Consider the following 11,998-nt stretch of genomic DNA (forward strand, 5'->3'; position numbering starts at 1 on the left):
TTCATCAGGCGCGGAACTCATCAAGGCGCGGGAATAAAATCCCATTCAGACGCCGGATAGATTCAAGCAAGCCAACTTGTCGTCAAAATCGGTGTTGCAAAAACGGGAGTGACCATAGATTCCGTTTTCTGAGGCGACTCCAACGTCAGAAAAGACCGTGCGGTCGACTTTTGATATTTCGTGCTGTCGCCTTCTGAAAGTGACACCCGGAGCACCGATCATCCAGAACAGCGCAATGTGCTGATGGAAGGAGAGCTTCATTTGCTCATCCACTTGCGCAGCAGGCGCTTTTTCAGGGAGGCGCGTTCTTGCGGGTTGCGTCCCTTGTGATTGGCGATGCGATCCGCCGTGGCGGCCTGGCGCTTGACGGGCCAGTAGGAGCGGCCATCCTTGCCCATCGACCAGACGCTGCTGGCCTGGTTTTCCAGCAGGGGCAGATGGGCGCTCAGGGCTTCGGGCGACGCGCTGGTCAGCGCCGTGCGCTCACGGGTGCGCCAGCGCTGATGCCAGAGCTTCTTGTCCTCGCGCTCGCTGCCGCAGGTCGTGTGCCCGACGATGGGTGTTTTGCGGCGGCTGCGGCTCATAACGTAGTGGTCTCCAAGAACATTCAGGACTGATCCCAGGCGTCGATGGTCAAGACCTGATCGGCAGGACAGGCGGCTACGCGGTCGGGAACTGGATGGTGTTCAGTCTCATGCCGACCCCATTCGATTGATCGCGTCGCTTGCGGCACGCTGCGACGCAAGGAGGTTTGCGACCTGGTTTAGCAGCCGTGTCCGCTGCATGTCTGTTACCTATCTCCCCGACCGCTCATTGGACCAACTCCAGAGATTGGGCTCTATCGCTCAGCCAATACGAAACCGGCATTGGCTGATGCCACAACCGAGACGAACACAAATGGCTCGGTACCTGTATTTCGCGCCCCGTGCACTTGGCCCGGTCTTGCCACGGCTATCTCACCTTCCCTGAGGGCACGAACAATCCCATTGCCCTGAAAGTAATCAGCCATTCCCGACAAAACAGTCCACGTGTCTTGGCCGTGAGGATGAATGTGAGCCGCAATTTCCTGCCCGGGATGGACATGCCAAACCACGATAATTGAGTCTCGGGTTTCAAGCACAACGGAACGAATAGGCTCGCCTTCGGACGGCTGAACATACTCGGCTACAGAAAATATTCTCGATTCAACAGTCATCGGAGATTCCTCTTTCACAGTGCCCCCAGACAGGCTGGATATGAGTTCTAACTCGAATTTGAACGGGAGGCTGGTCGTGCGGTCGTGCAGTTGCCGATGAGCGTGTCGGCTGCTGCCTCCTTGCCCACCAGCGAACCAGACGGTCGCATGCGCATCCTTTCTTATCGAAACTCGTTGAGATGATATGCAATCAAGAATAGAATTTCAAGAACTATTTTCGAGAATCGCAATGCCTTGATTCCCGTGCCGCGCCGGTTGCCTTGGCGGGCTTGTCACAAACCTACGTTTTCAAGAAGAAGGAAACCGCATGCCCCGCCGTTCGATCCTCTCCGCCGCCGAGCGCGAAAGCCTGCTGGCGTTGCCGGACACCAAGGATGAGTTGATCCGTCACTACACGTTCAGCGAAAGCGACCTCTCCATCATCCGGCAGCGGCGCGGCCCGGCCAATCGGCTGGGCTTCGCGGTGCAGCTCTGCTACCTGCGCTTTCCCGGCGTCATCCTTGGCGCTGATGAGCCACCGTTCCCGCCATTGCTGAGACTGGTCGCCAACCAGCTCAAGGTCGGCATCGAAAGCTGGGACGAGTACGGGCAGCGTGAGCAGACCCGACGCGAGCACCTGGTCGAGCTGCAAACGGTGTTCGGCTTCCAGCCGTTCACGATTGGCCACTACCGGCAGGCTGTCCAGTTGCTGACCGAGCTGGCCATGCAAACCGACAAGGGCATCGTGCTGGCCAGAGCCTTGATCGGGGTCAGTTTGGATATAGAAAATTATTGTACGTTAAGGTTGTTTTTTGACCTTTCTACTTTAGCGGGCCTCAGCCGACGAAACCTACCGGAAGCCGGTATCCGGTTGCTTTTCCAGATGTAATCGCCTGTCAGATTGATATGCTCCCAGCCTAGTGGAGACAAATGCGACAGCAGTTGTTCGTTGATCTTTAGTCCCTTACGCTTCAGGGCATCGATCGCCCTTTCCATATACATAGTATTCCACAGCGAGATCGCAGCCGTCAGCAGCGTCAGTCCACTGGCGCGATAGCTCTGATTTTCCGGCTTCCTGTCCCTGATTTCTCCCAGCCGGTGCATAAATACCGCCCGCGCCAGTGCGTTACGTGCCTCACCCTTATTCAGCCCCGCCTGTACCCGCCGACGCAGTGCAGGATCGCGGAACCAGTCGAGCATAAACAGCGTTCGCTCAATGCGGCCAATTTCTCTCAGTGCTTTGGCAAGTCCGTTTTGCTTGGGGTAGCTGGCTAGCTTTTTCAGCATCAGGGATGCTGTCACGGTTCCCTGCTTTATCGAGGTCGCCAGACGCAGCACTTCACGCCAGTGAATTTCGATCTCTTTCAGATTCAGGCTGGTAATTGATATCAGTGACTGAAGCGCCGGGTACTGGTCCGCTTTCCCTTTGATAAACAGCTTCTTGTCGTGGAGATCCCTGATTCGCGGACAGAACGCAAATCCCAGCAGATGCATCAGGGCAAAGACATGATCGGTGAAACCAGCTGTATCGGTGTAATGCTCCCTGATTTCCAGGTCGCTTTCGTGGTACAGCAGACCATCGAGAACATGGGTTGAATCCCTGACCCGACTGATTATGCAGGTGTAAAACGGGCTGTATTGATCCGAAATATGGGTATAAAACTGACGTCCGGGCTCCTGCCCGTATTTCGGGTTAACCTGCCCTGCGTAGCGGCCTGAGCTGCCTGTTCTGAAATTCTGTCCATCTGATGATGACGTTGTCCCGTCGCCCCAGAATGCTGCCAGTGGTCTTTTTCCCTGCGCATTTACCAGTTCTGCAAGAGCGGCTGAATAGGTTTCATTGCGGATGTACCATGCCTGAATATCTTCGAGTGATGATTTGGTGCTACCGGGGCAGGCTTCTGCCATTTTGGTCAGGCCAAGGTTGATACCATCCGCAAGGATGGTGGTGAGGAGCAGGCGGGTATCGGGACGGGTAATGTCATTTTTTATATGCGAAAAATGACGGGTAAACGTCGTCCAGCTGTTTACCTCGTCGAGAATTTCCGTGATTTTAGGGCGCGGTAGCATGCTGTAAACCAGTTCTGCCAGCGGTGAAACCTGCGCCGGAACGCTGTTGTCCAGCGGAGAGACTTTTACGCCCCTGTCGGAAATCTCCACATCGGGCAGTTCACCAAGGGCAGCCATGGCATTGACCTCTTCAAGTCTGGACTGAAGCAGGGTCATGCGGTTGGTAATGTACTCATGAAAATCAGCAGATACGGGCAATGGCAGCGCCGGTGTGAGTTTGTCAAAGTCCTTTTCGGGAATGAGGTAATCATCAAAATTTTTGTAGCGGCGTGAACCTTTAACCCAGATGTCCCCGGAGCGCAACGCCCCCTTAAGCTCGCTGAGAGCACAAAATTCATAGTACTGCCGGTCAATACCTGCGGGTGTAATTACCACCTTGCGCCAGCTTTCGGGGACAAACTCCAGCGGCGCTGTCGCCGGAACTTTACGTGACTGTTTCCGGTACATATCCTTGATCACAACCAGCGCATTAGCCAGAGGTTGCGCTGCCGGGGTTGCGACTAACTGTAAAGCGGACAACATGCGCGGGGCATATTTCCGTAATGTGCTGTATTTCTCAGTAATAATATGCAGTGGGTCAAAATTATTTTTTCTGGCGAGATGACGTGTTTCCTCCAGACTGGCGACAAATTCAGGCCACGGGAGTATGTTTTCTATTGCGAGCCATGGATCGCCACCGGAATCGCGGGCATCAGACAGCGCCTGGCCGACATCGATGTACTGCCTCAGTTTTGACTGGATCAGCTTTCCTGTCTGCTGAAGGCGCTCAGCCTGTGTTCTTTTGGCTTTGCTGAAAAGGCTGCTCAGCATTCGTTCATGCAACTCAATCACTTCGTCTGTCAGTATGGCTCTGGCTTCTTCCAGCACACACACCAGGATCGCATGACGCCGGGCTGCTGAAAATCGGGTCAAATCCCGGCTGCTCATCTTTCGGCCTTCACGCGCCAGTTTCAGCAACCGGTTCTGGTGAATGGTACGTTCTATGCCTTCCGGTAATGCCAGCGATTCAATGCTGCTGAGCCGATCAAGATGTTGCAGCACGTTCTTACCATTGATTTTACCCGGCGGTTGCAGAAGCCATGTCAGCCTGGAAGACTGATTATCCGATGACTCAAGTAAACGATCCAGCGCATCCCTGTGAGCCTGAGTTAACGGGGCATTCAGGGTCTGAAATACGATTTTATCGCCGCCTGCCATGGCCTCCGCACAGGTACGCTCCACGACATCAATCGCGGGGATTATCACGTTGTTCTTCCGGAGCCAGACCAGCAGCTCTTCGGCCAGAAGAATACCTTTATCGGTGCGCGTCGCCATCGGCAGCAGGTGTGTAATACAGTCCTGCTGTATTTTGCCGGTAAACGCTTTTACGCCAAGATAGCGGTACAGTTCAGTTAAATGTTCGCGTCGCGTGGTTTCCCTGCCGGAAAGGTAAGCAGGCCAGAGATCCCCGGTAAGTTTTAGCCTGCCGGCGATATGCTTCAGCAGCGCATCAGAGGGTGGGATTTTTTTATCCGGGGCAAAGCCGACATTTTTCAGATAGCAAAGAAGGACGGCAAAACCAAAACGGCTGGCAGGTTTACGGTGGGCACTGATAAGTGCAAGATCATGTTCACTGAAATACGCCATCCGGGTCAGCGTTAACTCATCTTCCGGTAATGCCAGTAATGATTCTCTTTCCGACAGAGAAAGAATCTGCCTCCTTGCCATATAGTTTCCCTCGTAAATTATTTGATGCGGTATTTTTAACAAAAATGGTTATCGCATAAGGGTACACCCTGACGCCATAACCAAAACGTGACGGCACACGATAAATGACATAACCTATATGCGATAGAATAAATGCAATAACCTAAATGCGATAACACGGTGAAAAAATGTTCATCAGAGCTTATTTAAGGGCATCGACGGAAGATCAGTTCGCCGATCGGGCAAAAGAGATGCTGGAGCAGTTTGTTCAGGAACGGGGACATAAAATAGCCAGTTACTACCGGGAAAACATCAGCGGTACAAAACTTGACCGCCCTGAGCTGGGACGCTTACTGATGGACAGCCATCGCAATGATATTTTACTGGTCGAGCAGATAGACCGCCTGACCCGTCTGAGCAACAGTGACTGGATGACGCTGAAAAAGCAGATAGAACAACACGAGCTGCGGATTGTCAGCCTGGATGTGCCCACCTCATGGCAGGCGCTGTCAGATAAAGACCCCTCGCAGGCTGACCCAATCACCCGCGCCGTGATAACCGCCATCAATAATATGCTCATCGACCTGATGGCCGCGATGTCGCATAAGGACTGGCTGAGCCGCCGCCAGCGCCAGAAGCAGGGAATTGAACGGGCACATACACTGGGGAAATACCGGGGTAAACAGGCCGATCAGGAGCGACATCAGAAAGTCCTGTACTACCGGCAGGTAAAGAAACTGAGTATCCAGGAAACGGCTGATGCTACGGGCTACAGTGCGTCACAGGTTTGCCGGATACAAGCGCTTCATAAAAATAATACATCTTCCTGAAAAGCTGAAATAACAGTGTTGATTTGCAGTCATGGCGTAATAGTTAGCGCTCTGTGACTAGCAGCCTGACGCATCATCTATGTAAGTAAAGTCCACTGTGTGCCAGGTGCGGACATTACTGTACACAGTAAGCAGGCTTATGTGTCTGAAATGAACCCGCAGCCCGATAGTCATTTTCTCTCCTTCCCACTACCCGAACCGAAATACGAAATGACCTAAATAACTACCATATTCGTCATTTACGACATCCCTTTCTCACTTATGATTCTCTCATCGAATCAATGGTGATCGAAAGGAGTCTGCAATGAGTCTCGCAACACAAACAGGTAAAGGCACTGCCGTCATCACTGGTGCATCCACCGGCATCGGTGCTGTTTACGCCAGTCGACTGGCGCGCATGGGATACGACCTGATCATTATCGCCCGTAATCATAACCGCCTGAATCAGATGGCCAGCCACATTACTGCGGACACCGCCCGCAGTGTGGAAGTGCTGGCAGCCGATCTGGGTGATGCCCAACAGCTGGCAGCAGTGGAGAAGAAACTGCGCTCCGATGCCAGCATTACCCTGTTGGTGAACAATGCCGGAGTCGGTACACATACGCCTTTGTTGTCTAGCGACGTCGATCAAATGCAGGCGATGATTAATCTTAATGTCGTCGCCCTGACCCGTCTGACTTACAGCGTGGTTCCTGGTTTTGTCGCGCGAGGTGTGGGTGCCATCACCAATATTTCATCGATTGTCAGCCTTGCGCCGGAACTGCTTAACGGCGTGTACGGCGGCACAAAGGCCTTTGTTCTGGCCTTCAGTCAGTCACTCCATCATGAACTCTCTGAAAAGGGCATTCACATTCAGGCCGTGCTGCCGGGAGCGACAGCAACACCGTTCTGGGACAACGGCGGTTTACCCCTTGAACAACTCGATAAGTCAATAGTCATGAGTGCTTACGACCTGGTGGATGCGGCGCTGGCGGGTTTTCTTAGCGGGGAACTTGTCACCATCCCCTCACTGCATAACGACGCTTACTGGCAAGCCATGGAGCGGAATCGGCAGGCCATGATCCCGCACCTCTCAAGTAATGTACCCGCCAGCCGTTATCGCACCGGACTGACTCACTAACATTGTATTTGCCAACAGGAATAACCCTATGAAACTGACAGGAAACACGATTTTTATCACTGGCGGCACGTCAGGTATTGGCCGCGCAATGGCAGAAAAATTTCATCAACTGGGTAATCAGGTGATCATTTCAGGCCGTCGTAAGGCTCTTCTGGACACGGTCACGGCGGCCAACCCGGGGATGGATTCCGTGGTACTGGATGTCACCGATGCGTCCAGCATTAAATCGGCGGCGAAAGAGGTGCTCTCCCGCTATCCGGCACTGAATGTGGTAATCAATAACGCTGGCATTATGCCCTTCGATAACGCTGCTGCCGAACTGGATGACGATATGGCCACCACCTTACTGAATACCAACCTGTTGGGAACTGTTCGGGTCAGTTCAGCTTTTGTTGAGCAATTGAAACAACAACCGGATGCAGTATTGATCAACAACAGTTCGATTCTGGCTTTTTTACCCCTGGTGACGAATGCACTCTACTCAGCCACTAAAGCCGCGATTCATTCTTACACCCTGTCGCAGCGTTTTCTACTGCGCGATGCCGGCGTGAAGGTCATTGAAATTTCACCCCCCTGGGTCGATACCGATTTGATCTACAAAAGCGGTGATTCACGTGCGATGCCATTAGCCGATTTTATCCAGCAGACCTTTGAAAAACTGGCGACAGATTCCATTGAAGCGATTGTCGACAGTGTGCTGCCAGCCCGTGCGAATCAGGGTGCTAATGAACACGAGATGGTGAACGCGTTTAATCAGTCAATGGTAGATAACCCAATACCGGTTGCCTGACCTGCTCTGGGGCAGGCAACTGCCCCTTCTCTGGAGTTTATGATGCAAAATCACCTGTCAGCATTTCAAAAGCGTGCATTATGGGCGCTTAGCCTGGCCTATTTTATTCAGGCGACTGGTTCGCTTTCCGTGGCGGGTAGTCTGGTCCCCATTTCCCAGGAATGGGGCATCAGCGACGCTCAAAGTGCCCGCCTGCTCTCCATTTTCGGTCTGACGTTTGCACTGGGCGCGCCGCTGGCGCAGGTTATGTTCGGCAAGTTCATGCGCAGAGCACAGGTGCTGGCAGGCATGCTGGTATTTGGGCTGGGAGCCCTGATTTTTGCCATCGCGCCGGACTACAAAGTACTGGTGGCTTCGCGGATTGTAATGGGTCTGGGTGCCTCCCTGATCGGGCCGGTACTGATTGCGCTCGGTGCAGAGTTAGTCGCCCCTGAGGAGCGTGGCAGTGCTATTGCCATGATCCTGCTGGGTGTATCTATGGCCAGTATGGTCGGTATTCCGCTGGCGGCATGGCTGGCCACTGTCTGGGGTGCGCGTATGCTATTCACGCTTATCGCGCTGGTGAGTGTTCTCACTGCAGGTGCCGTTTTTTTGCTGGTACCGGACGTCGTCAAAGGTGTTGATATCCGCTTACGCCAGGTCGGTGTGGTGCTAAAAGAGGGCAAATCACTGGCCGCTTTTCTGGTCGTCTTTTTTATCACCTCTGGTGTGTACGATATGTACGCCTTTATCTCACCGATGATCCGCGATCGCTGGCAAGGTGATGCATCAGCTATCTCTATCGCTCTGGCTGTTATCGGTGCGGCGGGTATTGTGGGGAATCTTTTTGTTGCCCGTGCAGCACGCCACTTCAGCGCGGAACACTTACTGGTTACCGGTCTGATGTTACTGGTGACGGATATGCTGCTCGTCATGCTACTGCCAGCTCAGCTGTCATTGCTGTATCTCCTGCTGGTCGTCTGGGCCTTTTCCACTGACCTGTTATGGCCCACTCAACAGCGGCGTATTGTGGAGATCTCGACCGCAGAAACGCGTGGAATTTCGCTGGCATTAACCAGCGCCTTTATGTTCTGCGGCATTGGGTTTGGATCGGCGGTAGCATCATGGCTTTATCCCCTGTCGGGTTTTTACGGTGTAATGATAAGCTCAGTAATGTTCCTGCTGCTGGCACTGGCCAGCCTGTGGACCTCTGAGCGGTTACGGGCCCGCTCCGCGGAATATCAATCAGTCCGCCTGTCATAAAGGAGTTCCAATGCACCGTATAGGATTAATCATTGCCGATCATTTTCAGATGCTGGCGCTGTCTACGCTGACGGTATTTGAGTTTGCCAATCTGGTGGCTGAACATCCGTTTTACCAGCCGGTGGTCTACTCCGAACACGGAGGAACCGTACGTTCTTCTTCGGGTATCGGCGTGGATTCGACGAAGTTGACTGAGGAAACTCTGGTAGATACCTGGCTGGTAGCAGGCGTGCTTTCACCTGTTGAGGATCCCGCCAGCCCCGGCGTGATTCATTTTCTGCAAACCACCGCCCGTCAGGCACGCAGGATTGCCGGAGTCTGTACCGGTGCATTTGTGCTGGCACAGGCTGGCCTGCTGGAGCAAAAACGTGCCACCACGCACTGGGCACACTCACAGAGCCTGGCATCGCGGCATCCCACGATTCAGCTTGAAGATGATCGTATTTTTATTATTGATGACACTATCTGGACGTCTGCAGGCATGACCGCGGGGCTGGATATGGCGCTTGGTATGGTGGAGAAAGATCTCGGTGCAGATATTGCCCGTACGGTCGCGCATCGCCTGGTGATGAATCAGCGTCGCTCCGGCGGTCAGAAACAGCATTCGGAAATGCTTGCTCTGGCACCGCGCTCAGATCGCCTGCAAACGGCGCTGGAATATGCCCGCCACAATCTGCGCAAAACGCTGACGGTGGAAATGCTTGCCGATGCGGTGCATGTCAGTGCTCGCCAGCTCAGCCGCCTGTTTCGTCAGGAGACAGGCAAATCTCCGGCGAAAGCAATTGAAGGGCTGCGGCTTGAGGCCGCGCGCTTGATGATTGAGCAAAGCCGCCTGTCACTGGATGCCATTGCCCGCGAGTCCGGTTTTCGCGACAGACGGCATATGCGGGAGGTGTTTATTCGCGGGTATGGCATTCCACCTCAGTCGCTTCGCGCAGGGCGTTAAGCCGTACGGCTGTTTTCACTCATCCAGTGAAGGTGTTAACCAGGTTCATGGGGTTATTTTTCTTTCCCATGAGCGTAGGCTAGCCGCCTGGTTTATCACTGAAAGGACGTTCGAATATGCACGATAATATTACACTTGTTGCCACTATTACCGCCCGGCAGGGCGCACGCGAAAAGGTACTTCTGGCACTTAAAACTGTCGAACACGATGTGCAGGGGGAAACCCGGGTGTTTACAGTATCAGTTGTACATGAACCGTGAAAATGATCACCAGTTTATGATGATTGAACGCTGACAGTCAGCCCTGATGCTGGAAAAGCATACCCAGGCAGCACCGTTCAACACACTGGTCCACGCAATTGACGGTATGGCCGAGCTGCAGGTTACTTCGCTAATCTCTGCAGTCTAATTCTCAGCCTGTTGACCGTTAATCTTATCCACCTCGGTGGGCTCGTTGCCAGTGATCGTTGTGCTGTACCCACGTTTACGGTGCAGAGCAGGCGTTATGCCCCAGGTTTTTTTGAACGCTTTAGAAAAAGACGACAGCGACAAAAAACCACACTGTTCGGCTACTCTCTCCGTTGTCAGGTTTTTCTCTTCTGAAAGCAGTCTTGCCGCCAGCACCATACGTAACTGGTTGAGCCAGACCTGGGGCGTCTGATGATAGCTGTATGAAAAGTGGCGGGCGAAAGTGGCACGGGACAGAAAACAGCGTTTCGCCATCGATTCCATCGTCCATGGCGACGCAGGATCGGCGATGACGGCCAGTATGGCGGGAGCAAGACGTGTGTCGCTCAGCAGCCGTAACACACCCGCGGGAGGCTCGTGCAACGACAGCAAAATACGCAGGATTAGCGCGAGCAACGTATCTGCCAGCCCCTTCACGATACTCGTACTGCCCGGCAAACCGCCAAGACTTTCGCGTACCAGCATACCCAGCAGTGTTTCCAGTTCAGGGACATCGTGTTGCTCATCGGCATGGAGATGGATCAGCGTTGTTTCATCGGCGAACATCCAGCGATAACCCGGCCCGAAATGAAACTCGCCACACAATACCTCGACCGCAGGCCCCAGTCCTTCCGTCCACACTTCAGTGACGATGCCATTATTGTTGACCTGAGCAGGTACGACCTGCCCCCAGTCCACCAGACTTTGCAGTAAATGTGGCGATCCGTGCGGGAAAAGAATGATATCACCCGCACGCACGTCGAACGTCTTCCCCCCAACAATCAGCCGGGTTTCGCCACGAAGAATGACGTGCCAAGGCACAATACCGGCGGCTTGTTGCGGATGGTCGGCATCCCAGCGCCCGGTAAAACGACAGTGAAGATTGACGCTACATGTTGGTGCCAGTAAGGAAAGCAAGCGGCTGAGATTGTCCACTCTGACTCCTGAGACGATAAGACAAATAATCGAGACGATACGGCCTGCATGCCCGCCGGCTGCGCTCTATTATGTGCTCATCGCCGATACGGCGAAACCCTTAAACTGAAAGGAAAAAATGATGAGCCGTTTAACTTCCGTACAACCTGAAAATGCCACTGGCACGACAGCAGAACTCTTCAGCGCCATTAAACGGGCGATGGGTAAAGTCCCGAATGCCTACCAGACCATTGGCATCGCCCCCGACATTCTAGGTCATGCATTGCAACACAACGCCACGCTGGCTAAAAGTCAGTTGAGCAAACAGGAAATTGAAGCCGTTAACCTTGTGGTCAGTGAAGTCTCAGGGTGTGATTACTGTCTGGCGGCGCATACGTTGACCGGAAAAATGGCAGGTTACAGCGTTGAGCAAATTCAGGCATTACGCCGGGGAGAGTTCCCGGAAGATCCGCACATTGATGCACTGGTCAAATTTGTAAAAACGCTGGTGACGACCCGCAACACCTTACCAGAAGAATCCGTCAGTCGTTTTCTGGCAGCAGGCTTTAGCGATCGGCAGGTGGTGGAAGTCATCAGTGCAGTCAGTGCGATTCTGTTTACGAATATGATCAACCGTGTGAATGACACCCTGGTGGACTTTCCAAAAGTAAACTAACCCCACATGTGGCAGAAAGGCATCTCTTTCTGCCACAACAATTATGCTAAATGGACCATTTAGCCTCAGTCGTCAGCGAGAATTGAATTTGAGTAACGATAAA

General features: G+C 53.3%; 11 protein-coding genes and 1 pseudogene. 7 read left to right on the top strand and 5 right to left on the bottom strand.

Going from position 1 to position 11,998, the window contains the following annotated elements; genetic code table 11:
- Positions 1-45: 45 nt before the first annotated feature.
- The 3 genes from BFV64_RS17605 to BFV64_RS17615 all read right to left on the bottom strand — a co-directional run bounded on the left by BFV64_RS17605 (position 46) and on the right by BFV64_RS17615 (position 1,195).
- Positions 46-261 carry an integrase gene (locus tag BFV64_RS17605; RefSeq protein WP_013087246.1) on the bottom strand — a complete coding sequence of 72 codons (216 nt, stop codon included), beginning with the start codon at positions 259-261 and terminating at the stop codon, positions 46-48.
- Positions 258-584: a hypothetical protein gene (locus BFV64_RS17610; RefSeq protein WP_003100858.1), complete on the bottom strand. Its 327-nt coding sequence runs from the start codon at positions 582-584 to the stop codon at positions 258-260. The genes BFV64_RS17605 and BFV64_RS17610 overlap by 4 nt, the downstream gene beginning before the upstream one ends.
- Before the next feature lie 254 nt (positions 585-838).
- Positions 839-1,195, bottom strand: a complete 357-nt coding sequence (locus BFV64_RS17615) for a cupin domain-containing protein (protein ID WP_003465043.1) — start codon at positions 1,193-1,195, stop codon at positions 839-841.
- A gap of 307 nt (positions 1,196-1,502) precedes the next feature.
- Between BFV64_RS17615 and BFV64_RS24525 the strand changes: the two are divergent.
- Positions 1,503-1,940, top strand: a pseudogene (locus BFV64_RS24525) (DUF4158 domain-containing protein); the annotation flags it as partial.
- A gap of 23 nt (positions 1,941-1,963) precedes the next feature.
- On the opposite strand, the gene BFV64_RS17625 reads toward BFV64_RS24525, so the two are convergent.
- Positions 1,964-4,951 (bottom strand): Tn3 family transposase, encoded by a 2,988-nt coding sequence (locus BFV64_RS17625; RefSeq protein ID WP_069602320.1) that lies wholly within the window; start codon positions 4,949-4,951, stop codon positions 1,964-1,966.
- A gap of 167 nt (positions 4,952-5,118) precedes the next feature.
- On the opposite strand from BFV64_RS17625, the gene BFV64_RS17630 reads away from it, so the two are divergent.
- From BFV64_RS17630 to BFV64_RS17650, 5 genes are all read left to right on the top strand, one after another.
- Positions 5,119-5,760: a recombinase family protein gene (locus BFV64_RS17630; RefSeq protein ID WP_039265225.1), complete on the top strand. Its 642-nt coding sequence runs from the start codon at positions 5,119-5,121 to the stop codon at positions 5,758-5,760.
- A 304-nt stretch (positions 5,761-6,064) separates the two neighbouring features.
- On the top strand, positions 6,065-6,880 hold the full coding sequence (locus BFV64_RS17635) for an SDR family NAD(P)-dependent oxidoreductase (RefSeq protein ID WP_039265224.1): 816 nt from the start codon (positions 6,065-6,067) through the stop codon (positions 6,878-6,880).
- Between the two features lie 28 nt (positions 6,881-6,908).
- The gene (locus BFV64_RS17640; protein WP_039265223.1) at positions 6,909-7,670 is read left to right on the top strand and encodes an SDR family oxidoreductase; all 762 of its coding nucleotides are present in this window, start codon (positions 6,909-6,911) and stop codon (positions 7,668-7,670) included.
- 42 nt (positions 7,671-7,712) lie between these two features.
- Complete coding sequence (locus BFV64_RS17645; RefSeq protein ID WP_039265222.1) at positions 7,713-8,912, top strand: MFS transporter; 1,200 nt, start codon at positions 7,713-7,715, stop codon at positions 8,910-8,912.
- Between the two features lie 10 nt (positions 8,913-8,922).
- Entirely contained in the window at positions 8,923-9,858 is a 936-nt protein-coding gene (locus BFV64_RS17650) for a GlxA family transcriptional regulator (protein ID WP_039265221.1), read from the top strand.
- 404 nt (positions 9,859-10,262) lie between these two features.
- Here BFV64_RS17650 and BFV64_RS17660 read toward each other — a convergent pair whose 3' ends face one another.
- On the bottom strand, positions 10,263-11,240 hold the full coding sequence (locus BFV64_RS17660) for an AraC family transcriptional regulator (protein WP_231591592.1): 978 nt from the start codon (positions 11,238-11,240) through the stop codon (positions 10,263-10,265).
- A 121-nt stretch (positions 11,241-11,361) separates the two neighbouring features.
- Between BFV64_RS17660 and BFV64_RS17665 the strand changes: the two genes are divergently transcribed.
- The gene (locus BFV64_RS17665) at positions 11,362-11,895 is read left to right on the top strand and encodes a carboxymuconolactone decarboxylase family protein (RefSeq protein ID WP_039265220.1); all 534 of its coding nucleotides are present in this window, start codon (positions 11,362-11,364) and stop codon (positions 11,893-11,895) included.
- Positions 11,896-11,998 lie beyond the last annotated feature (103 nt).

This window comes from Enterobacter kobei, assembly GCF_001729765.1.
GTDB lineage: Bacteria > Pseudomonadota > Gammaproteobacteria > Enterobacterales > Enterobacteriaceae > Enterobacter > Enterobacter kobei.